Annotated in this window: 17 protein-coding genes and 4 pseudogenes; 7 read left to right on the forward strand and 14 right to left on the reverse strand. The window is 68.8% G+C overall.

Annotated elements, in window-relative coordinates:
* Positions 1 to 254: 254 nt before the first annotated feature.
* Positions 255 to 428, forward strand: a pseudogene (locus tag OG622_RS33930) (RNA-guided endonuclease TnpB family protein); the annotation flags it as partial.
* A gap of 303 nt (positions 429 to 731) precedes the next feature.
* Here the strand turns inward: OG622_RS33930 and OG622_RS33935 are convergent.
* Positions 732 to 1,982 (reverse strand): MFS transporter, encoded by a 1,251-nt coding sequence (locus OG622_RS33935; protein WP_371580435.1) that lies wholly within the window; start codon positions 1,980 to 1,982, stop codon positions 732 to 734.
* Between the two features lie 207 nt (positions 1,983 to 2,189).
* On the opposite strand from OG622_RS33935, the gene OG622_RS33940 reads away from it, so the two are divergent.
* Positions 2,190 to 3,272 (forward strand): AraC family transcriptional regulator ligand-binding domain-containing protein, encoded by a 1,083-nt coding sequence (locus OG622_RS33940; protein ID WP_371580436.1) that lies wholly within the window; start codon positions 2,190 to 2,192, stop codon positions 3,270 to 3,272.
* Positions 3,273 to 3,309: 37 nt separating this feature from the next.
* Here the strand turns inward: OG622_RS33940 and OG622_RS33945 are convergent, their stop codons facing one another.
* The 3 genes from OG622_RS33945 to OG622_RS33955 are packed head-to-tail and all read right to left on the reverse strand — an operon-like array spanning position 3,310 to position 6,961.
* On the reverse strand, positions 3,310 to 4,722 hold the full coding sequence (locus tag OG622_RS33945; protein WP_371580437.1) for an aldehyde dehydrogenase family protein: 1,413 nt from the start codon (positions 4,720 to 4,722) through the stop codon (positions 3,310 to 3,312).
* Positions 4,719 to 5,597: an SDR family NAD(P)-dependent oxidoreductase gene (locus OG622_RS33950; RefSeq protein WP_371580438.1), complete on the reverse strand. Its 879-nt coding sequence runs from the start codon at positions 5,595 to 5,597 to the stop codon at positions 4,719 to 4,721. Before OG622_RS33950 ends, OG622_RS33945 begins: the two co-directional genes overlap by 4 nt.
* Positions 5,594 to 6,961, reverse strand: coding sequence for a flavin-containing monooxygenase (locus OG622_RS33955; RefSeq protein WP_371580439.1), 1,368 nt, complete (start codon positions 6,959 to 6,961; stop codon positions 5,594 to 5,596). The genes OG622_RS33950 and OG622_RS33955 overlap by 4 nt, the downstream gene beginning before the upstream one ends.
* A gap of 188 nt (positions 6,962 to 7,149) precedes the next feature.
* Between OG622_RS33955 and OG622_RS33960 the strand changes: the two genes are divergently transcribed.
* Positions 7,150 to 7,773: a TetR/AcrR family transcriptional regulator gene (locus OG622_RS33960; RefSeq protein WP_371580440.1), complete on the forward strand. Its 624-nt coding sequence runs from the start codon at positions 7,150 to 7,152 to the stop codon at positions 7,771 to 7,773.
* 246 nt (positions 7,774 to 8,019) lie between these two features.
* On the opposite strand, the pseudogene OG622_RS33965 reads toward OG622_RS33960, so the two are convergent.
* Positions 8,020 to 9,219, reverse strand: a pseudogene (locus tag OG622_RS33965) (RNA-guided endonuclease InsQ/TnpB family protein).
* An 862-nt stretch (positions 9,220 to 10,081) separates the two neighbouring features.
* Here OG622_RS33965 and OG622_RS33970 point away from each other — a divergent pair.
* Positions 10,082 to 10,354: pseudogene (locus OG622_RS33970) on the forward strand (DUF4158 domain-containing protein); the annotation flags it as partial.
* A 153-nt stretch (positions 10,355 to 10,507) separates the two neighbouring features.
* Here the strand turns inward: OG622_RS33970 and OG622_RS33975 are convergent.
* The 3 genes and pseudogenes from OG622_RS33975 to OG622_RS33985 form a co-directional block, all read right to left on the reverse strand.
* A pseudogene (locus OG622_RS33975) lies at positions 10,508 to 10,801 on the reverse strand (molybdate ABC transporter permease subunit); the annotation flags it as partial.
* A complete protein-coding gene (modA, locus tag OG622_RS33980) occupies positions 10,798 to 11,625 on the reverse strand; it encodes a molybdate ABC transporter substrate-binding protein (protein WP_371580441.1) in 828 nt (275 codons plus the stop codon). The gene modA and the pseudogene OG622_RS33975, both read right to left, overlap by 4 nt.
* 60 nt (positions 11,626 to 11,685) lie before the next feature.
* The gene (locus tag OG622_RS33985) at positions 11,686 to 12,072 is read right to left on the reverse strand and encodes a molybdopterin-binding protein (RefSeq protein WP_371580442.1); all 387 of its coding nucleotides are present in this window, start codon (positions 12,070 to 12,072) and stop codon (positions 11,686 to 11,688) included.
* A gap of 138 nt (positions 12,073 to 12,210) precedes the next feature.
* On the opposite strand from OG622_RS33985, the gene OG622_RS33990 reads away from it, so the two are divergent.
* From OG622_RS33990 to OG622_RS34000, 3 genes are all read left to right on the forward strand, one after another.
* Positions 12,211 to 12,693 carry a molybdopterin-dependent oxidoreductase gene (locus OG622_RS33990; RefSeq protein ID WP_371580443.1) on the forward strand — a complete coding sequence of 161 codons (483 nt, stop codon included), beginning with the start codon at positions 12,211 to 12,213 and terminating at the stop codon, positions 12,691 to 12,693.
* Positions 12,694 to 12,724: 31 nt separating this feature from the next.
* Positions 12,725 to 14,020 (forward strand): methyltransferase domain-containing protein, encoded by a 1,296-nt coding sequence (locus OG622_RS33995; RefSeq protein WP_371580444.1) that lies wholly within the window; start codon positions 12,725 to 12,727, stop codon positions 14,018 to 14,020.
* Between the two features lie 1,101 nt (positions 14,021 to 15,121).
* A complete protein-coding gene (locus OG622_RS34000; RefSeq protein WP_371580445.1) occupies positions 15,122 to 15,397 on the forward strand; it encodes a hypothetical protein in 276 nt (91 codons plus the stop codon).
* A 512-nt stretch (positions 15,398 to 15,909) separates the two neighbouring features.
* Here the strand turns inward: OG622_RS34000 and OG622_RS34005 are convergent.
* The 6 genes from OG622_RS34005 to OG622_RS34030 all read right to left on the reverse strand — a co-directional run bounded on the left by OG622_RS34005 (position 15,910) and on the right by OG622_RS34030 (position 21,795).
* Entirely contained in the window at positions 15,910 to 17,184 is a 1,275-nt protein-coding gene (locus OG622_RS34005; protein ID WP_371580446.1) for a glycosyltransferase, read from the reverse strand.
* 65 nt (positions 17,185 to 17,249) lie between these two features.
* Positions 17,250 to 17,753, reverse strand: a complete 504-nt coding sequence (locus OG622_RS34010) for an NAD(P)H-dependent oxidoreductase (RefSeq protein ID WP_371580447.1) — start codon at positions 17,751 to 17,753, stop codon at positions 17,250 to 17,252.
* Positions 17,722 to 19,002, reverse strand: a complete 1,281-nt coding sequence (locus OG622_RS34015; protein ID WP_371580448.1) for an MFS transporter — start codon at positions 19,000 to 19,002, stop codon at positions 17,722 to 17,724. Before OG622_RS34015 ends, OG622_RS34010 begins: the two co-directional genes overlap by 32 nt.
* Positions 18,999 to 19,748, reverse strand: coding sequence for a formylglycine-generating enzyme family protein (locus tag OG622_RS34020; protein WP_371580449.1), 750 nt, complete (start codon positions 19,746 to 19,748; stop codon positions 18,999 to 19,001). The genes OG622_RS34015 and OG622_RS34020 overlap by 4 nt, the downstream gene beginning before the upstream one ends.
* Entirely contained in the window at positions 19,745 to 20,734 is a 990-nt protein-coding gene (locus OG622_RS34025; protein ID WP_371580450.1) for a hypothetical protein, read from the reverse strand. The genes OG622_RS34020 and OG622_RS34025 overlap by 4 nt, the downstream gene beginning before the upstream one ends.
* Positions 20,731 to 21,795, reverse strand: coding sequence for a glycosyltransferase family 2 protein (locus tag OG622_RS34030; protein ID WP_371580451.1), 1,065 nt, complete (start codon positions 21,793 to 21,795; stop codon positions 20,731 to 20,733). Before OG622_RS34030 ends, OG622_RS34025 begins: the two co-directional genes overlap by 4 nt.
* Positions 21,796 to 22,138 lie beyond the last annotated feature (343 nt).

A 22,138-nucleotide genomic window follows, 5' to 3' on the forward strand; every position in this document is an offset into this window, starting at 1 on the left:
CACGATCCGGCGAAGTGCGAGCCGGACCGGAAGCGGCCGCCCCACAGGTACGGGCGGGCGTGCGTGTCGTACTCCTTGCGCGGCAGCCGGGTCCAGACGCCCTTGAGGGGGCTGGACCTTGGGCCGACAGTGCACCAGCAGGGGGTGTCACGTCGGGGGTGGTGGCGTGCTGCCGCATCACCGGGGCCAGTTGGCTTTGAGAGCCTCGCTCGTTTTTGTGAGTGTCGAGCGAACGGTCGAATGGGGGGCATCTGATGAGTCAAGGCACCTTGGTCAGGCGGCAGTTCGGGCACCGTGCCCGGCTTGCGCTGTCGCCTGCCGAGGTGTCGACGGCCGATGCTCAGGCGCACGCGGCCCGCACGATGTGGAATCTGCTGCACGCGTGGTGGCAGATGACGCCGAAGGACCAGCGGACGCTCGCGCGCGCCCAGGACGAGTAGCCATCGCTCGGGACGCGTGCCCGGAGGGGTCGTGCGGTTCGGCACAGTCGTGTTCTTCCGTCGTCGAATGCGTCTGGGACTGGATCCGAAACGGGCGCATGACAAAAGCCCCTGACCGACCTGAGGGTCGATGGGGGCCCGGTCAAACCGTCAGTGTCTGCGCTCGGTCAGGCGCAGAGCGGCAGCAGAACGACGTGCCAAGTGCTCACAGCGCGTCGGTGCCTGGCCCCACCGAGCATGAGCCGTTCGCCCTCGGCATCGACGGTCCGGAAGCACCCGGTGCGGAAACGCTCAGCCGAGTGGCTGAGGATCTGCCCGGTCGAGGGGAGGGACTCTCGCCGCACCGGCCGAGACCGGAAGCTGCTGGGTGAAATGGCGGGCGGCGGCCAGGAGAAGAACCGCCAGAGCGGCCGGTGCCGCGTAGGCGAGACGGAACTGGCCGGTGGAGCCGAGGAGCCCGCTCACGGCACCACCGACGATGACACCGACGTAGTTGAAGAGGTTCAGGCGCGCCAGGACCGCCTCCGAGGCAGCGGGACGCAGCCGCGCGGCGGAGGCCAGACACAGCGGAGCCAGGACGGACGCCCCCAGGCCCACAGCCCCGGCCGCGAGAACGGCGAACGGCCAGCTCGGCGCGGCGGCCATGCCTGCCAGGGCCGCCGCGACCAGCAGGGCCGCGGTGCGGACGACGGCGACCGTTCCGAACCGTTGCACGAGTCGGTCGGTGGCGGCGCGGCCGGCGACTGTGCCGGCCTGGTAGGCCGCGTACGCCAGTGGCGCGACCGTGAGAGACGCGGCGAGGGTTTGGCGGAGGTACACCGCCGACCAGGCCGAGACGGTGGAGTCGACGACGGAGACGACGAGGAGGACCAGGCCAAAGGGGATGAGCCGGATCCACAGGCGGCGCCCGAGCGGCGGCTGTGCGGTGGTGTCCGACGGCTCTGCGGAGGAGGAGGGGAGGGCATGCGTGCGCATACAGAGGGCGAGGAGCAGCACGATGCCTGCCTGAACGCTCAGGCCGGCGGCTATGGGCCACTCCAGCCGGGCGGCCCCGGCGGTGAGCAGGGCCGCGACCACGCCGCCCACGCTCCATGCCGTGTAGAGGGAGCCGAAGATGCTGCGGCCGTAGGCGCGTTCGATCGCCGCTGCCCGGGTGTTGGCCCCGACATCGAGGGCACCGACGGCGAGCCCGAAGAGGATGTACGCGCAGATGACGGTCGCCTCGTCGGGGGCCCACCCGATCAGCACCAGCGTGGCGGCGGTCGTCAGCATGGCCCCGCGCATCGTGGCGACGGGACCGGCGCGGCGGATCGCGGCCAGACCCAGGAAGCTGCCACCCCCTGCCATCAGCGCCACCGCGACCATCAGGCTGGTTGTCAGGAGCGGAGCCAGTTTCAGGTGTTCCGTGACAGCGGGGATGGTCGTGTACACGGCGGCGACGGACACCCCTTGTACGGCGAACGCGAGGGTCGCGCCCCTTCGGGCGCCAGTCTTGGAGACCGGGTGCATGGCCCTCGCCCGGGGTGGAGCATGAAAGGACATGATGGTGTCGCACCTTCGTTTCCTGTGTGCGCTGGAGTGACCGGTGGAGGAGCAGCGAGTCGAATGCCGTGCGGGTTGCGGAAACCGTAGCCAGGCGCGGAAGGCAGACTCAGGACGCCAGGGGCCGTACAGGGGACTTCGGGGGCCAGAGCGCGCGACCGGTGATGCCGGCTGCCTACGGTGGTCGCCGAGGAGAAGGTGAGTGCGATGTCCCTTGCCCCCGGCCCGGCAGACCCTCCCGGGACCAGCCGCAGCACGTCGGCGACGATCCAGCCGAACATCCTGCGCTATCTCGTCGTGGTCGCCGCCGAGCGCGGCGTCGATCTGCGGCCCTTGCTGAAGCAGATGGGACTGGACGAGACGGTCATGCGCTCCGCCGCGCTGCGGGTGTCGTACCGGCAGGGCAGCGCGGTGATCCGACGTGCGCTGGAACTCACCAGGGACGAGCACCTGGGGCTGAAGGTCGGCGCGGCGCAGCACCTGACCGCGTGGGGCCTGCTCGGCTTCGCCCTGATGGCCGACGACACGCTTCAGCACGCCATCGAGACCGGGGTGAAGTACCAGAACCTGTCCGGGGCGATGATGGTGTGGTCGGCCGGTGTGGGTGAGGAGGACGACGCCTTCGTGCTGCGCGCCGATCTTCCCGATCCCGCCATGGACCCGGCCGTGGCGTCCTTCCTGATCGAGGAGGCGTTCGCCTCCGTGGTCACCCTGTCCCGGCTGTCCGTCGGCCCGGCCTTCGCGCCGAGGGCGGTGGAGTTCTCTTTTCCGCCACCGCGCCAACTCGACCTGTACGGCAGCCTGTTCGGCTGTCCGGTCCGCTTCGGTACCCCCGCCAACCGCATCGTCATCGGCCCCGCGTGGGCCCGCACCCGGATGCCCGGCCGGGATCCGGTGAGCTATGCGTCGACGCTGGAGATGCTCGACGCGCAGATGGCTTCCCGCCGTGATCAGCAGGATCTGCTGGAGGTGCTGGAAATCTCGGTCGCGCAGGGCCTTCCGGTGGTGCCTTCGTTCGGTGAGCAGGCGCGGCGGCATGCGACGAGCGAGCGGACGCTGCGCCGTCGGCTTGCCGACTGCGGCACGACGTACGAGGCACTCGTCGAGGGAGTGCGCCGGGAACGCGTCGAACAGCTGTTGCTCCGCCCGGAACTGACACTGCGCGACATCGCCCGCCGGGCGGGATTCTCCGACGAACGGGCGCTGCGCCGCGCGGTACGGCGCTGGCACGGCGCCTCCCCGGTCCAGCTGCGGGAGCGGATGCTACGCGGGGCGGGGCACACCGAATGACGTGTCGGCTACCGCGCCTGCCGGCTGTCGGCTCGGGTCAGCGGGCGCGGATCCAGATCGTCTTCTCCCGGGTCCACTGGTCGAAGGCGTTGGTGGACTTCTCCACTCCACCGAATCCCGACTGCTTCCAGCCGCCGAACGGTGTGGTGATGTCACCCTCGCTGTAGGCGTTGACGGAGACCACGCCGGCCTCGATGCCGCGGGCCAGCCGCAGCGCGGAGTCGAGGTCGCGGGTCCAGACCGAGGCGGCGAGACCGTACTCGGTGGCGTTCGCCCTGCGTACCGCCTCGTCCTCGGAGGTGAATGTCTGGACGGTGACGACGGGACCGAACAACTCCTTGGTGAGGACGTCGCTGCCGTCGGGGGCGCGGGTGATCACGGTGGGCGGGTAGTAGGCGCCGCGCGGAGGCAGCCCGTGGGGCAGTCCCCCGGTGTGGATCTGGGCTCCGCCGGCCCGTGCGGCCTCCACGGCTCCCGCGACCCGGTCGAAGGCGGCGTGGTTGATGAGCGGCCCCATCTGCGTGCGTGGGTCGGCCGGATCGCCGATGACGAGCTCGCTCGCTGCGGCCGTGAACCGCTCCAGGACCTCCTCGGCGATACTGCGGTGAACCAGAACCCGGGAGCCGGCCGTGCAGTTCTGCCCCATGGTCAGGAACGCGGCCTCGATCATGTTGTCGATGAGCTCGTCGCCGTAGGAGAGCGCGTCGGCCATCAGCACCTGGGGGCTCTTGCCGCCCATCTCCAGCGAGACGCGCTTGAAGTTGCTCTCGGCGGCGTTCTTGAGGATGCGGCGGCCGGTCGCGGTGGACCCGGTGAAGGAGAGCGCCCCCACAAGGGAGTTGAGGGCCAGGGCCGCCCCAGCCTCCTGGCCGTACCCGGGCAGCACCGTGAGCACCCCGTCGGGTAGGCCGGCCTCGGCGGCGAGGTCGGCCAGGTGCAGGGCCGAGCGCGGGGTCGCCTCGGCGGGCTTGACCAGCAGACAGTTGCCCGCGGCCAGGGCAGGTCCGACCTTCCAGGCGGTCATGGCGAGCGGGTAGTTCCACGGCAGGATCGCCGCGACGACCCCGACCGGTTCGCGGCTCATGAGACCGAGACCGTCGGGCCCGCCCGGCGCGATGCGGCCGAAGACCTTGTCGGCCGCCTCGGCGAACCAGCGGATCGACTCGATCGCGCCCGGTACGTCGCCCGTACGGCACTCCGTGATCGGCTTGCCCGCGTCCTCGCTGTCCATCCGGGCGAGGATCTCCGCGTCGCGTTCCATGAGGTCGGCCAGCCGCAGCAGCACCGCGGCGCGCTCCCGGACCGGCAGCCGCGACCACACCCCGGCGCCGTGGGCCTGCCGGGCCTGCTCGGCGGCCTTGGCAACGTCGTCGGCGCTCGCGGCGGGCAGGGTGGTGATCGGCTCACCGGTGGTGGGATTGACGACCAGCAGCGTCTCGTTCGTGGTCATGCCTCCTCCACCAGCTCCCAGCACCCCTCTGTCCGGCGGACCAGTCCGCGTCGGCGGAGTTCCTCCAGATAGCGAGCCATGCCACGGTCACCGCGCTTGCGGAACAGCGGGAAGACCCGGGGCAGCAGGTTCGGCATGAGCATCGCGAACCGCACCAGGCGGGACTCACCGGGCCGGGGGTAAGCCTCCAGCCGGGGCTTGTCCAGCAGGCTCACCACGGCCGCGACGACGTCGGCGGGCTGCTGGGGCCGGTCCTGGAACTGCATGGAGTTCCCGCCGTCCACGGCCTCCTGACGCAGCATCCGGGTGTCGGTCGCCGACGGGAGCACCGACCCGGCCAGAATGCCCTTGCTCCTCAGGTCGAGCCCGATGGCGAGCATCGCGCCACGCAGCCCGAACTTGGAAGCGGTGTAGATCGGGGTCTCGCCCAGCGGGAAGATCCCGCCGAGGGAGACCGTAGTGACCACCCGGGCGTCCCGGGAAGCCATGAGAAGAGGAATGGCGATCCGGGTCGCGACCAGCGGTGAGGTCAGGTTCAGGGTGATCTCCCGCTCGATGCTCTCGACGCTGCGCACATCGAAGCGTTCCGCGCTCGTCATGCCCACGTTGTTGACGAGAACGTCGAGACCACCGTGGTCCTCGGCGACCACCTCGAACAACCGCTCCACCTGGGCGCGGTCCATCAGGTCACAGCCGATGCCCGTATGCCCGGTGCCCGGAAGGTCCGCCGCCACCTTCATGGCGCGCACCGCGTCGATGTCGACGACGACACAACGGGCGCCGCCGGAGGCGAAGCGGCGGCACAGCGCGCTGCCGATGCCGCCCGCGCCGCCGGTCACCAGCATGATTTTGCCGGTGAAGTCGAACCCGCTCATGCCGCCCTACCTTCTTGGATACGTCCCGCGAGTTCGCGCCTCTCGGACAGCGCGTGCGGCGACCTGCCCTGGATACGCCAGCCCATCTCGCCCGCGACCTTGCCCAGATACTTCACGAAGGCCCCGCTGTCGACATAGCCGGTGTGGCGGGGCGAGTCGACGAACCGCAGCCCACCGGACAGATCCGGGCGGTCGGAGCGGATCAGGCGGGCGAAACGCTCCGCGTTCGGCAACCGGTGCCGCGCGTCATGGACGTACCCGGCGATCAATTGCGCCTGGGAGTCGAAGAGCTGGTACGCACCGGAGTTGGTCTCGACGAAGCCGATGCCGAACAAGCCCTCGTGCTCGCGCGAGAACGACGACAGGTACAGGTCCGGGTGCTGCTCGTCGCCGAAGTACCGCTGCGCGACCGGCACTTTGTGGACATAGCCTGTGGCCAGCAGGACGAGATCGAAGTCGTCGCTCGTGCCGTCGGTGAAGTACACGGTCCTGCCCTCGGTGCGGGCGATCCCCGGTTTGGCGGTGATGTCGCCGTGCTGGAGGTGGTGGATCAGCATCGAGTTGATGGCCGGGTGGGTCTCGAACAGCTTGTGGTCCGGCTTCGGCAGCCCCAGCTGCGTCGGGTCACCGTTGATGATCCGCAGGAGGGCACCGAAGACCCGCTGCGCCAGCCACATCGGCAGGTGCGGCCCACCGTTGGCGATGGTGTCCACCGGCCGGCCGAACAGGTGCTTGGGGATGAACCAGTAGCCACGCCGCATGCTGATCACCGCGTGGTCCGCGGTCCGGGCCGCGTCGCAGGCGATGTCGCAGCCGGAGTTGCCCGCGCCCACGACCAGGACCCGTTTGCCCCGCAGCTCCTCCGCGCTGCGATAGCCGACGGTGTGCCGGACCTCTCCGCTGAACTCCCCCGGCAGGTCGGGGATGTTGGGGTGCCACTGCGAGCCCGTACACACGACGACCTGACCGTGCACGCTTTCCCGCCCGTCGGCCCGGGTGACCGTCCATGTGCCGTCCGCGTTCTTCTCGACGCTTTCGACCTTGACGCCGAACTCGATGCGGTCCGTCAGCCCGTAGGCGTCGGCGAAGGACCGCAGGTACGACAGGACCTGCCGGCGGGGCGGGTAGTCCGCGAAGTGGTCGGGCATCGGAAAGCCACCGAATCCCGACAGGGTCCTGCTGGAAATGAAGTGGGCCGACTCGTACATCGGGCTGCCGGGATTGTCGATGTCCCAGATACCGCCGGGCCCGGTGTGCCGCTCCAGGTGCGTGTACGGCAGATTCCGCTCCGCCAGCGCCCTGGCGACCGCCAGCCCGGCAGGTCCCGCCCCGATCACGCACGTATCAAACTGGCTTTCCTTCACGGGCCTGCCTCCTCGTTCGACCCGCTTCACGGGCGTTGGAGGAAACGTATTCACCCGCCGTTCAGCGGGAACTGACCTGCGCGGCCACGGACCGGACCTCAGCGGCCGCACCAGCACGGCATCCGTCTGCGCGAAGTCCGACTTGTTCGAACGACTTGTTCATGAAACTCAGTCAGTATGATGCGGTCATGGCTCACGTTTCCGCGGCCGAGCGCCGCCCTCAGCTGATCAAAGCGGCCATCGACTACATGACGAGGGAAGGAGTCGCAGCCGGGAGCACCCGCGCCATCGCCGCCGAGCTGGGGGTGGCCCAGGCCACGGTGCACTACACCTTCGGCACGAAGGAGGGGCTGTATCGCGCCGTGATGGAGCAGCTCACCCAGGATCTGATCGCCCAGGTCGAGCAGGCCGCCCCGGCCGACGCCGGATTCGAGGAGACGGCCGGCGCGCTGGCGGCGGCCCTGTGGCAGACGGTGCGCGAGCAGCCCGCCAGCCATCAACTCCTCACGGAACTCACCATGTTCGCGCTCCGCTCACCCGCCCTGAGCGAGGCCCTCGACAGCCACTACCGGAGCATCACGGAGGTGACGGCGAGACTGGTGACCGAGGCGGCCGAGCGCACGGGCCAGCCTCTCGCCCAGCCCGCGGAGACGATCGCGCGGTTCTTCCTCGCCGGCTTCGACGGACTCACCATGCAGCACCTCTCCCACCCCGACGAGCAGGCCGAGCACACCTGCCTCCAGGCCTTCGTGTCCGCCGTGGTGGTCATGGCCGGCGGTCGACTGGAGCTGGTGTCCGTACCGACGAGCTGACAGCAACCGGACTCGTGCGCACTCGTACGTGTACGAGTGCGCCCGAGTCCGGTTGCTAGCCGCGCATGTTGAGGGCCTCCAAGCGGATCAGGGTGTTCAAGTCGGCCATCGATGCGCGCATGATTGGTACGCATGCCCGGCTGCTGTATCCAGCCGAGCGCGACCCCGAGGGGGCCGAGGTCGATGGTGTACTCCACCCTTTGAAGTGCTCTCCTCCCTTCGCACGCTCAGGAAGGAGATTCCCGCCTACCTTGCGGTGGCGGGCTCGACGCGGCGAGCGCGCCTGACGACTGCCCTCCCGGCAGCTGGGAGGGCCACAAGGCCGATCCGGTACAGGTGCAAGATGTTCCGGGCCGCGTTCCAGTCGGCATTGCCCGACCAGCCGCAGTCGGGGCTCTTGCACACGAACACGGCCTGGGACTCCCGGCCCCCGGGCGTGGTGATACCGCATGCCGAGCAGCGCCGGGAGGTGTCGGGGGCGGGGACCCTGACCAGGGCGCCGCCATACCGGGCGGTCTTGTACGCCAGCATGGTGACCGTGCGGCCCCACGCCTCGGCGGCGATGGAGCGGTTCAGCCCGGCCTTCTGTGCGACGTTCCTGCCCGGCTCTTCGACGGTGCCGCGAGCCGACGTGACCATGTTCGTGATGGTGAGTGCTTCGACCAACACCGTGCCGTAGGTGCGGGCGATGGCGGTGGTCGTCTGGTGCTGCCAGTCCGCGGCCCGTCGCTTGGCTTTCGCTCGGAGCTGGGCGCTCTGGTCGTAGGTGCGCTGCAGGCGGCGTGAGGTGCGCTCGCCGGGTTTGCGGTGCTGCTTGCGCCGGGCGGCGCTCTGGTCGTAGGTGCGCTGCAGGCGGCGTGAGGTGCGCTCGCCGGGTTTGCGGTGCTGCTTGCGCCGGGCGGCGCGCTGTTCCAGGCGCAGGAGCCTGGCCTGTCCCTTCTCGGTCAGCCACTGGCCGTGCTCGTACGTGCTCCCGTCGGAGAGGGCGAGAGGTACGGTGACGCCCACGTCGATCCCGACCTCGGGGCCGGGGTGCGGCTCGGGCTCGGTCTCCTGGGTCGTCACGCGGAGGGCGATGTGCCAGCCGAGCGCGTCTTTGACGAGCCGGGCTCCGGTGATCCGGTCCTCGGTGTCGGCGTGCTTGCCGACGGGGAGGTCTCTGGTCCAGCGGAATCGGACCCGACCGATCTTGGGCAGGTTGACCATGCCCCAGCGGCGGTGCACCCGCTTGATGCTCAGATCCCGGCCCTGCGGGACGTCCACCGACATGACGGACCGGAAGCGTGCCTTGAACTTCGGGGCGTCCGCCCGGCCCTCCCAGCAGTTGCGCCATGCCTAGACATACGTCTTGAGCACCGCCTGCGCGGCCTGTGCGAGCAGGACGGCGAGGAAATCGAGGTCCTGGCGGGCCTGGCGGATCGCGGCGTCCGCACTGGCCGCGGCCATGTATCCGGTCACCTTCTACCCGGCCAGTTGTGTCTGGGTGGAGCCACTGCGTGCTGGAAGGGGAATCCGCTGCGGGCGAGTTTGAGGCGCACTCCCGAGCTGGGGCGATCGTCTCGGTAGCTGGTTGGGCTTGTCCTTCCAGGACGCGTTCTGGACGCAGGTTGGACACAAGGATCGGAAAGGACTGACAAGGGCCGAGAAGGACTGAGGCGCCAAACCTCGCCTGACCTGGGAAAACGACCAAGATGAGCATTGATCGACAAGGGCCGCCAAGATCCTCAAAGGACTCATAATCCGTCGGCCGTGGGTTCGAGTCCCACCCGCCCCACCGCACGCTACGCGGGCAGAGCCCCAGTGATCAGCAGAAACGTCGAGGCCCCCGCTTCTGTGGGGGCCTTTTTGCGTCCTTCAAGATCGCTAGCTCGCCCTATGCTCGCCCGAAGTGAAAACCCGCCAGGCCAGCGGTCGAGCCGCCCAGTTCGGGCGCGGCCCGGCGGGCGCAGAACGCGAGAGGGCCTCCGGCTGCATGCCAGGGGCCCTCTCGCGTATGGCCTGTTGGGTCGCGCTGGGGAATCGTTTCGGCGGCGGGCCGTCACGAACCCCGCGTCAGGGCCGTGTTCTCGTATAGCTGCCGCCACCCGTCATGTAGTAGAACGTGATGGGGCTGGGGTGCGGATCTGTGCTTTCCGTCCAGGTAGGCCGGGTGGTCGCCACGATGTGGAGATCCAGTTGGTTGAGGCTGAAGTTCTTCGAGGTCGAGGCACGGTTCCCTGAGGGTGCGGGAGAAGTCCCGGCGCCTGCGGTTGCGTACATTGCCCAGCAGGTGAAGGTACCGGCCGAGGAGTGAGCCGCGTACGACTGGCAGGGCCGGGCGATCGCCCGCCACCGCACGGAGATCCGTACGGCTTTCGGGTTCCGGGCAGGTACCGAGGAGGGCCAGGAGCGGCTGGCGGAGTGGCTTGCCGCAGAGCTGTGCCCGGTGGAGCTCTCTCGCGAGCGTCTGATGGCGGCCGTGGTGGCCCGGTGCCGTAACGATCACATCGAGCCGCCGGCCCCGGCGAAGGTGCAGCGGCTGGTGGGCCGGGCGGTCTCCAACCCAGGCGCGAAACAGTGTGTGCAGCTACTTCTTCGGTGAGGCCGCGTCCAGGAGCTGCTTCACCGCTGAGATCTGCGCGGATCTGGTCGCCGTGGGTCTCCAGTTCTGCGACCTCGCAGTGCCAGAGGTTGCGGGCGCCGGCCCGGGTGGGGCGGTCGCCGTAGAGAGTCATCGCACCCGGCGGGAAGGTGACACGCCGATGACCAGGCTCACCGCGGTCGCGGCGGTGGCGCAGACCAGGGACAGCTGGACTGCCTGCCACACCTCGGCGCTGGTCAACAGCTCGGGCACGGTGCGAGACGTGGCTCGTACGAGCAGCGCGACCAGCGGCACGATCAGGAACGCCAGGCCGAGCAGCGCGGGCACCAGCAGCGGCCGGGGCACGCCCCGGCCGACGGCGCGCCCGCCCGTCCGGACACGCCGACGCCGCGGACCGCCCTGGAGGGTGTCGGCCGCGGCGCCGGACTTGTCGGTCGGGAGGGTCACGGCTTGAGGAACCCGGCCTCGGTCAGGACCTTCTGGCCCTCGGCGGACTGCACAAGGGCGATGAACGCCTTGGCGGCGTCGGCGTTCTTGGTGTCCTTGAGCTGGACGATCGGGTAGTCGTTGATGGCGTCGGCGGACTCGGGGAACTCCACGCCCTCGACCTTGTCGCCCGCGGCGTGTACATCGGTCTTGTAGACGACGGCGGCGTCGGCCTCCTTCAGCTCGACCTTGGTCAGGGCGCTCTTGACGTCCTGCTCGTAGGAGACGGGGGTGAGCTTCAGCTTGCCGGCGTCGAGGGCCTTCTGGGCGGCGGCGCCACAGGGCACCTCCTTGTCGCAGAGGACGACCTTCAGGCCGGACTTGGTGAGGTCCTTCAGAGAGGCGATCTTGTCGGGGTTGCCCGGCAGGGTGGCGATCTCCAGCTGGTTGCGGACGAAGGTGGCGGGCGTGCCGGAGGCGTCCCCCGCGTCCGTCACGATCGCCATCGTCTTCGGGCTGGCCGACGCGAACACGTCTGCCGGGGCGCCGCCGGTGATGCTGGCTGCGAGGGAGTCGCTGCCGCCGAAGCTGAAGGTGACCTTCGTGCCGGGGTGCGTCTCCTCGAACTCCTTGCCCAGGGCCGTGAAGCTCTCCTTGAGGGATGCGGCGGCGAACACGGTCACCGTGCCGGAGAGCTTGTCCGAGGCGGACTCGGATGCGGAGGAATCCGGCTTCGTCGACGAGGAGTCGTCGGAGGACGAGCAGGCGCTCAGGGCCAGCAGCGCGGCGACGCCTGCGCCGGTCACCTGCAGGGTCCGACGGGTCCGGCGCGCGGTACGGGTCATCACGGGTTCTACTCCCTCTGGTCCTGACGGACACAATCACCTGTGGTCCTGGCGGACCATCTACGGTCTCTCGACGACCACGTTGGTCGACTTGATCACGGCAACCGCCGGAACACCGGGCTCCAGCTTCAGTTCCTCGGCCGACTCGCGGCTGACCAGCGCCACCACCCGGAACGGTCCGGCCTGGATCTCCACCTGCGCCGACACATCGCCGAGGATCACGTCGGTGACGATGCCGGTCAGGCGGTTGCGGGCCGAGGAGCCGGTGGACTCCCGCTCCGCGCGGTGCGTCTCGCGGGCGTAGGCGGCGAGGGCCGGCCCGGGGATGATCCGGCGGCCCTGCTCGTCGCGTTCGGCGGTGAGTTTCCCGCCGTCGACCAGGCGCCTCACGGTGTCGGCGCTGACACCGAGCAGGGCGGCGGCGTCCCCGATCCGGTAGGTGTGCATGCGCTGATGATAATGCCGCAGATGCAAGGAGAAAGTCTCCTGTGGCTTTGCATGAGCCGGAATCGTGATCTATCAGGTTGGCATGTGCGTTTGCGCGGGAGGTGGGTCCGGGTACGGTCTTCCGGGAGGTGGTAGCCCGTGAGTCAGTCCCTCGCAGCCGCCGGTACGGCCACCGTTCCGATGGCGGAACTCACCCTCGCCGGCGATCTGAGCCGTCCGTCCCGGCTGACGGTGCCCGACCTGCTCGCCTGGCCGCAGCACGAGGCCGACGTCAGCTTCGAGTGCGCCACCAGCGGTATCCAGCACCACCGCTTCACCGGACCACTCCTGCACGACGTGCTGTCGGCGGCCGAGCCTGGTTTCGACCCCGCCCGCCGCAAGGACCGCCTGCGCTTCCTGATCGCCGTGACCGGGGTGGACGGCCATCACGCCCTGCTGTCCTGGGCCGAGATAGACCCCGACTTCGGCCGCGCTTCCGTCCTGCTCGCGGTCACCATCGACGACACCCCGCTCGACCGCGCCGGACCCCAACTCGTCCTCCCGCAGGACCGCTGCGGCGCCCGGCACATCAGCGGAATCAACGCGATCCACGTGGATGGCAGCTACCGCGCGTGGACGTGAACCTGGGCATGACCCTGATGAGAGGAGCACGGTGAGCCCCGTCCCCCCGACGGACGTCCTGGTCGTCGAACACGCGCCGCAGGAAGGCCCGTACGCCATCGGTACGGCGCTGGAGGCGGCCGGGCTGCCGGTGCGTACGTGCCGGACCTGGGCGGGGGATCCGGTGCCCGACACGCTCGGCGACGCCGCGGCCCTGGTGCTGATGGGCGGTCCCGCGGCGGCGTACGAGGACTTTTCCGGCCGTACGGCGGAGCTGGCGCTGCTGCGGGCGGCGCTGGAGGTCGAGGTTCCAGTGCTCGGGGTCTGTCTCGGCGCCCAGCTTCTCGGGGAGGCAGCAGGCGGCAGGAGCCGACCCGGGTCGGGGCCGCAGATCGGCTGGGGCGAGGTACGAGCCGCACCGGCCGCGCACGGCGATCCGCTGTTCGCGGGCGTCCCTGAACACCTGCCGGTCCTGCACTGGCACGGCGACACGATGGACCTGCCCGCCGGGGCGACGCTGCTGGCATCCTGTGACCGCTTCCCGGTCCAAGCGTTCAGGCTCGGCGGTTCGGCATGGGGTCTGCAGTTCCACCTGGAGGTCGACAAGGCGGCCGTGGACGCCTTCGCCGCGGCCTTCCCCGACGAAGCCGCCACCGCGCCGGACCTCGTCGCGTCCGCCCCCAGGAACCTGGCCGCCCTCGCGCCGCACCGGGACGCCGTGTTCGCGCGCTTCGCTGCACTCGTGGCGGACCGCGCGGAGCGGAGTGCCACCCGGACGTTCTTCACGCCGAAGGCGGCGAAGTGGGAGGCGCGCTTCGCCGCCGACGGCCCCCGGTATACGGCGGCGGTTCTCCAGATGGGTCTGCGTCCGGGTGGGCGGGCGCTGGACGTGGGCTGCGGCAGCGGGCGCGCGCTGCCCGCACTGCGCGCGGAAGTCGGCGCCGAGGGCGTGGTCCTCGGGGTGGAGCTGACTCCGGCGATGCTCACCGCCACCGCGAAGGAGGGCCGCGCGGACCTCGCCCGGCTGCTCATGGCCGACGCCTGCCGGCTGCCGCTCGCGGACGGGGCGGTCGACGGCATCTTCAGCGCGGGCCTGATCAACCACGTGCCCGACCCCGCGGCGGCGCTGCGCGAGTGGGCCAGGGTGAGCGCCCCGGGCGGTGTGCTGCTGCTCTTCCACCCCTCCGGCCGCGCCGAACGGGCCGCACGCCACGGCCGCCCCCTCGACCCGGACGACCCTCTGGCCGAGGAGAACCTGCGGCCCGCGCTGCACGCCGCCGGATGGTCGCTGGACTGCTACGAGGACGCCTCCCTCCACTTCCTGGCCCGCGCCGTCCGCGTCCACTGAGGCACAGGCGCGGAACACTTCTGACCATGACCTGAGAGGAAGCCGGCCGCCGCCTGCGGCACCGGATCACCGGCGTTCCAGTGGCCGTCGCCGACGACACGCGCCCAGCGTCCCTCAGACCGGGGCTCACGCGCACGACGCGGATACCCCCGCCGATGCGAGCCCGATGCTGAGTTGCTGACCCTCACCGCCGGATGCGGTCACCGGTGAGCGGACGGGACCACATCGGCAACCTGACATGCCGTCGGGAGAAGGGTGCAGGCCCTCTGCGCGGGGGAATGGGAATCCGCTGCGCGAAGGTCCGATCGCGTCTGTTGAGCTGTAGTGACAGTCGCGATTCCCTATCGGGCCGGCCCCCTCAGGGAGCGAGAGGGAACGACAGGGACCACAAAGGGACCGCAAGGACAGGAACCAACCGACAAGGACCTCGCAGGACCGGCACAGGTGCACGCGTCTGACCTGCAAGAACGGCGTGAATGGGCACTGATCGGCAAGGATCGCCAAGATCCTCAAAGGACTCATAATCCGTCGGCCGTGGGTTCGAGTCCCACCCGCCCCACTTCCGCAGGTCGCTGACCTGCGGAAACGTTCATTTTCGGGTGTCGGAGCGTCAACTTCGCCTGAACGGACTGAATCCGCTGCTCGTGGGTTTGGCGCCACGCTGGTCTATGTCGGCTGATGCCCTCCTGACCTGCATGAATGCGTAGCCGCTGAGACCTGTCCTGCTCAGCTCTCCTGCGGCAGGGCCAAGGATTGAGGCCATCCTGAGGCCGGAGGTACCGGGGGAGTGCCCGGAAGGCGCTCTCCAGTGCGTCGTCTGCATGTCTGGCGAGGGTCCGGGAAGCCAAGGAAACGGCCCCAACAGAAAACTGCCCCAAACGTGCAGCGGCCCCTGGTCTCTCGTGTGCTGTCCTGAACGGATCCGGGCCTGTTGGAGGCTCGGATCCGTCTCCGGTAACTCCACCCGGCTTCTGCAGATGGACCAGGGCCTGTCCGATCGGCGGGGAGGAACACCGGACAGGCCCTGGCGGAGGCAGGCCGCCCGTGAAACAGGCACCCAGGTCATCAGCGCCGGCGGTGCGCGGGTGGCGGAAGTACAAGGTGCGCGAGACCACCGAGGTGATCGTCGGCGCGGTCACCGGCTCTGTGGCTGCCCCCAGCAGTCTGCTGCTCGGTAGGTTCGACAACGACGGCCGCCTTCAGTACGTCGGCCGCACCACCACCCTCGCCCAGCCAGTGAGCAGCGCGGTCGCCGGGCTGCTCGCCCCGGCCCGGCGCGCATCCCTGGAGGGGCTGGTCGTTCTGTTCCGGGTGGGGCAGCCGGGAGACGCTGAACGTCACGCTGGTGGCGGAAGTCGGCGTCGAGGTCGCCCGTGACGCCTCCGGACGGTGGCGACACCCCGCACGCTGGCACCGTGCCCGCCCCGACCTTTCCCCTGCCGACGTCCCCCGCTGGACGTTGCCGCCGCACCGACGGCGGCGCGGGCGCGGCGGCTCGGCCGAGGCGCAACCGGCTGAGCACGCGCCCCGTCCCCTCGCCCGCCGCCCAGGACCTGTCCCACCCACCATCTAATGGGTACTCACCGCTAGCGCGACCGGCCCGACGGTGTAACGGGCCATCGCCAGCGGAAGTGCTGGACAACGTTCCCCTCGACAAGGAGATGCGATGCGTAAAGCCGTACTCGGTTTGTTCGTGGCACTGGCGGCTGTGCTCGCCGTAGCGCCGCTCGCCGACGCTGACCAGACCGAGACCGTCGCCTGCTGCGGCCACAACCCGAGGTAATGGGTACTCACCACGCGGATGGGGCCTGGCACTCCAACTCGACGGTTCACCAGTTGCGATGGGGCGAGTCACCGTGCGCAGGAGACCCGACAGCAGAGGCGGGAGGTCACACCGGATCCAGCTGGAAGCGGTCCAGCTGCCGCCTTGCGCTTATGCGGGCTGTGAAGCGTTCGAGCACTGATGCACGTGCACGATCGCCAAGGTGGGGCGGCTGGTGGAGAACTTGGGTCAGCGTCTTGGCCAGCGAGTCGACCTCCGGGGCGCATTGCAACCCGTTGATACCGTGTACGACCTGGAATCGATGACCCCCGACTGCTGTCGCGAGGGTGGTGCGCCCCCGGTACATCGACTCGGTGAGTGACAGCCCGAAGCCTTCGCGCAGGCTCGGTTGTATCACCAGAACGGCCCGGCTCCTGATCAAGTTGATCGCTGCCCGGTGCAGGTCGGTGCCGATGTCGATCGCAGACCAGAGGTGGCAGCGGTTGGCGAGCGATTCCGGGAAGTCATGAATGGCAGTCAGGATGCCGTTACGCACGTCGTGGAAGACGGTGCGGCTGCCGGAATGCAGATTCGGCCCGACGAAGACGAGGTGCAGATCGGGGTCGGCGTCAGCGGCCGCGACGAAGGCGTCGAAGGCGAGCCGGTGTCCCTTCAACGGATCCCAGCGGGCGACCACCAGGGCGTAGCGGCTGGTTTCGCTGGGGAGAAAGCCTGTGCCGTGGTCGGTGAAGGCAGGGACCTGCCCGGAGTCATTCACGCCGGCCTGGTCTGCCCGCCAGGGTCCGCTGACCACTCCAGTGGTCAGCAAGCCGGTGAGCTGCGCTACCTCTGTGGGGTCGAGGTCCCGGTTCTTGGTGGCGTCGACGTCGATACCCGGTGGGCTGACCAGGAAGGAGCATGGTGGATCGGGCCACACGTACTCCGGTAGATGAACCACGGCCAGGGAGCAGCTTTCCAGAGCCGGCCGGAGAATATGGCTGGCGGAGACGGTCCACTCGTTCCACGCCTGGTCTCCGATGTGTGACCGCCAGACGATCTGTGCGACGCCGCGGAGCGCCGGAGCGAGGATCAGCCCGACCGGGTCATGCAGGATGACGACGTCCGGTCGGTCCGCGCGGATCTTTTCGACGAGCGGCTCCAGGCAGGCGTCCGGGTTCCGGTATCGCTGTCGTAGTTCCGCTTCGGTCCCCGGGATGATCCGAGGACGCACTCCGTGCAGGGCGTCGTGCAGGTAGTCGGCAAGGGGTTGGTCGTGGAAATAGGGTGCGATATCGAACCAACTGACGACGCATCCGAGATCCCGAAGTCCCCGGCTGTCGGCACGGATGAGTTCTGGGGCGCCGCCGTACAGGGTGCCGTAGGAAACGTGCGCTATCCGCACAGTCACCTCCTCGGTTGAGTGCTCACACTGGTTCCGGGTTGTGGATCGGCCAACTCGACTTCGTGTCAGGACACCGCGCCGCTTGCACGGTCGCCGACCCACGCGGACGACGCGAGGGCGTCGCAGAAGCGGGTGAAATCGTGGGCGAAACGTTCGAGACGTGAGTCTTCGTCGGGCTCGCCGGGCAGATGCACGACTGTCGGATGGATGACAGAGCGGTAGTCGAGGATGAGCGGCATGACGACGCTCTGCACGGCGAGCAAGCTGCGGGGCGTGCCGGCGGTCATCACCACGCCGACCGGGCGATCGCGGAACAGGTCAGCCAACTGTTCAATGGCCAGCTTTGTCGACGCGGCGATGCCGAAGTTGCGTACCGGAGCCACCAGCACTACCCCGTTGATGGAATCCGGTTCGGCCGACAGCAGGGCTTTGGCGGCCACGGGGTCCTGGCCCCAGTCGACGAGAGCCACAGGGTCCGGGGACGTCTCGCTCATCCGCTCAACAAGTGCCTGCGCACACCGGGCACCTCGCGAGTTCTCACTGTCGGACGTCGTGAGCACGATGATCATATTTTGCCGCTCCAAAAGAAATTGTCAGGATTGCCGCCGTGGTCAGGGTGATCACGATCAGCGTCCGCGGATCGCTGAGCTCCAGCAGGTAGATCCACAGCGACAGAAAGATGAGGTTACTGGCGTTCTGAACCGCGAGCAGGCGGGCAAAGAACGTGGACTGGCTGGTCAGCGGAAGTTCGAGTTGCAGCCTGGACTGCGCCAGCACCGCGCCGATGGAGGCCACACCAACCATGCAGTAGAGCGCGAGCATCAGCGGCAGCGGAGACGTGAAAGTGACCAAGGCGCTGAGGGCGTAGAAGACACAGATGACGAGTATCGTGCTGCGTACGGTGGGGGCCTTCGCCCGACCGGCGACGATGACTCCGGCCAGGATCGCGCCCGCGCTGTAGGCGACGTTCGCGATGCCCAATGTCCAGTCGGGTTTGGCAAGGACAAGTTCGAGAACTGCCGGGTAGTTGCTCAGCCAGAGTCGTTGGGTGGTGCTGAAGACCACGACCAGGACGGCCGTGGCAATCACAGCCGATGGCCGGGGCAGGTACCAGCGGCGTGGAGCGGGCTGGGCAGCTGGTGATTCGGCCTCCCCTGACACCGCCTCTTCCGATACCGTCGTTTCACCGCGTTGCTGTGCCCCGCGCAGGTCGTCCCGGACTCTCCACTGCAGCAAGGCGCTGAGTACGAAGGTGACCGCGTTGACGAACATGGCGGTCGCCGCATCGGACAGGGCGAGGGTGAGCGCACCCAGACCCCAGCCGATCACGCCGGCGATCTGTGTCGTCGCGATGGAGTATCCGTTGATCCGGACCAGCACGCTGGCGGAGTTGGCCGAGAGCGCGCTGACGAGGATACGAGAGGACGTGGAGTAGAAGGCAGCGGCGCTGCCGATGACCAGTTCCTGGGCATACACGATCTCGGGGCCGCTGTGGATCGAGAGCAGGAACAGCAGAGGGTAGAGACAGGCGGTTGCCGCGCTCACCAGGTCAGCGGCGATCGCGACCGGTCCGGCGCCGAACCGCTTGATGGCGCGGGGCACAAGAGGCGCCATCACGATGGCCGGTATCCCGCCGCAGATGGCGATGAGGGGAACGGACGCCGGATTTCGGGTCAGCTCCAGCACCAACAGTGCGGCAGCACCGATGTACATGCTGTTACCGAGGGCTGACACGGCGGTAGCGGCAATGAGGAAACGTGCGGCGTTGCCGATACGGGGTGCAGATGGTGGCGTGGTGTCAACTTCTGCTTCTGTCAAGCCGGTTGCTCCACAACCACTCGAAGGGCCAGCGGCTCGTCCGGCGCGTAGACGCCGTGCCGACGGTCGCAGCGGGCAAGGTCCCGGGCGTGCATGTAGCCGCCGCCCTTGGTGATGTACGGCGAGTGCGCCCAGTCTTCTAGTTCAGGCACCTCGGCGGGGGCGCCGGGGAAGGGAGCGTACGGGGTGCAGGTGAGCTCGTCAGCGTTGCCAGCCATGTCGAGCAGCCCGAAGGCACTGCGGCCGTGCGGGAAGTTGCCGACAGGGCAGGTGTTGCCGAGGCCGGCCCGTCCCATATTGGCCAGCCCTTCCTGCCAGGTGTCGCCCCATGGATAGACGCGCTCGTCGTCACCTCGGGCAGCGCGGACCCACTGACTCTCGCTGGGAGGTGTGGCTTTGCGACCGATCAGTTCGGACAACGCGTGGTAAAGCTTGTCGACGTCGCTCAAGCCCACTGTGGCGGGGTGATCGGATGCGGCCTCGCCGACCGGGCGTACACCGCTGACAGGGGTGAGCAAGGCTACCTGACGGACCGTCAACGGTACTCGGCTGATCCAGAAGGTGGGCAGGCGCACGCTGTGCCGTGGCACCTCCTTGAGCAGCCACTCCGGGCGTACGCCCCTCATGGCCGGCTCCGCGAGTACGGTCGTGATCGTCTGCGGAGTCGACCCGATCAGTGTGGCGCCGGCAGGCACCTCGACCAGGCCGTCCTGGATCTCGGCGAGCACAGCCTCGACCTCGGTCACGTCAGCTCTCCAATGTCGGCAACGGACAGTGCGTCGGCCAGTGGTTCGAGTCGGCCGTCGGGGATCGCGGTGATCAGAGCCTGCCAGGACCAGATGGCGGACCTGGAGCCGGCGGCCGGACGCAGAAGCCGGAAGTCGTCCGCGTCGCCGATCTCATGCACCGATCGTGGGCCGCTGTGCCGAGAGATCCGTTCGAGTGTGGCGGGAGCGGTGAGGAAGCGAACCAGATCCCAGGCAATGTCGTCGGAGCCGCTGGTGACCGCCCAACCCCCCGTCAGGGCCAACGTCGTATCGCCGCCGGTCAGTTCCTGTAGAGACGTGGTGGTCCAAGCGGCGGGCACTTCCCGTGGCAGCCACGGGCCTTCCAGAGCCCGCAGAGCCGTCCCCTCCCGGGCAGCTGTCACCGTGTTGCCGTAACCACACTGCTGCGGAAAGGTGAGCATGCCCTCGCGGAACAGTTCCTGGACCCGCCGTAGCCCTGCCAGGTTTCCGGGCCGCGATTCAGGTCCACCCCCGCCGTCGAGGACGGTGCCGCCGCCGTGGGCGTAGAGGAATGGTGCGATCCGCTCGTACACCGGGTTCATGAAGGTCGACGGGATCGTCCCGCCCGCCTCTCCGTCGGCGCGCTGGTAGAGGCTGATGAGGGAGTAGTCCTTCGGTACCGCCCACTGCCGGCCGTCGACCTCGAACGCCGGTCCGAGAGCGGCTCGGACCGCTGGCGTGGTGATCTCGTCGGGCGGGGTGGCGAGCACCTTGTCACGCGCCAACTCGAACACCACATCCGGGGTGACCTGTACCAGCGTTGTCTGCGCTGCTGCGCCGGTGAGGTACGCCCGAAGCCCGTCCTTGTGGTCCGCCAGTCGGGTAACGGCCACCTCTGTCCCGGTCGACCTGGACCAGGTGTCCACCTCAGCGGCGAGCAGTGCGTTCTCCGCCGGGCCGGAGGGTGAGCAGAGCAGCTCGATGGAGTGGTGCACCGGGCTCATCCTCTCACCGTCGGTCGCCATCCGAACTGCTGCGAAGTGGGCAGGACCGCGGACAGGACCGCGAGTCCTTCCACGATCTCGAAGGCCAGAAAGGCGCCGATATCGCGGGGTCGTTGATCTGAAGCTGACCGGAGGCTGGGTGCGGCCATCAGTAAACGGGTCGTCTCCAGCAGCGACAGCGCCGTGAAGGTCCGGCGGGCTCGGCGGCTGACGGGACTCAGCCCCAGGCTGACAACCCAGCCGGCCTGGGCCAATATGCTCGCGGCGCCGGCCAGACCGAGGATTCGGCCGCGTACCGGGTATCCCGGGCGCAGGCAGTCCACCGCAGCCCGCAGTTGTCCCTGGTACCAGCGCCGGCGTTGCCGCAGAGCCTGGTTCAGGTTTGCCGCCGGTCGTCCTTGGACCGGCACGGTGCTCGTTCGACCGCGCTGGGGCACGCCCGCGGCGGCCAGGCTCCACCGATAGCCCTCCTCGCAACCGTCCTCCGGCCAGGGGCCCACCCGATCCAGGAAGGAACGTCTCAGGAGCAGCCCCGAGGAGGCGAAGTACCGACTCCCGAGGCGATCGGCCAGGTAGGCGTTGGCCATCTGGAACAGCACGGACTGGATGTTGAGCAGACGAGGAACCGTGCCCGTGCCGGTCGACAGCTCGACGAACTCCAGATAGTCGAGCTGATCCAGGTCGGCCTCGCTGAGAGTTCGCCTCAGAACGTCGGCGGACATGGCGACGTCAACGTCGAGGAAACCCACCCAGCGAGCTCGGGACTGTCTCACGACTTCGTTCATCGCCCGGGCTTTGGGCGCACAGCTGGGAACCTCGCACAACTGGACTCCCTCGATGTGCCGCAACTGCTCGGTCAGATGACCGAGCGTCACGGGATCGTCCTTCCCGCAGACGATGTGCACCGACACTCCCTCGGCACGGGCCAGTGACCGTGCCGTGCGGATGGCCTGGGCGAGCTGCGCCGGCGGCTCGGCGCGTACCGGGATGAACAGATCCGCCGCGACATCGGCAGACCGATCGGCACTCGATGAGCCGGGCGCAGACGAGTCAGGGGTCAACGGCAGTGGCCGTATGGGCATGAGGAAGCCGGGCAAGAAGCACTCCAAGCTGTTGGATCGCGGCGTCGGGGACCGCTGCGACGCCGTGTCCCTGGCGATCGGGTCGGGTCGCGAGGGCCTCTGGGGCCGCCAGGCGCCTGTCGACGCTGTTTCTCAAGGTGCGGGAGGCCGACGTTTGGCGCCGCCAATTAGCAGATCAGGCAGCTTTTGCATTTCAAATTAGCATTTCAAATTTGCGTTCCATGAGGCGCGGAAGGAGAGGATTAGCTTCGGGAAAAGCGGCACATTGCGGCGACCCTACGACTGCCCGACTCGGACTGTCAACGGTGGCGATATGCCACGT

Source organism: Streptomyces sp. NBC_01314, assembly GCF_041435215.1.
Lineage (GTDB): Bacteria > Actinomycetota > Actinomycetes > Streptomycetales > Streptomycetaceae > Streptomyces.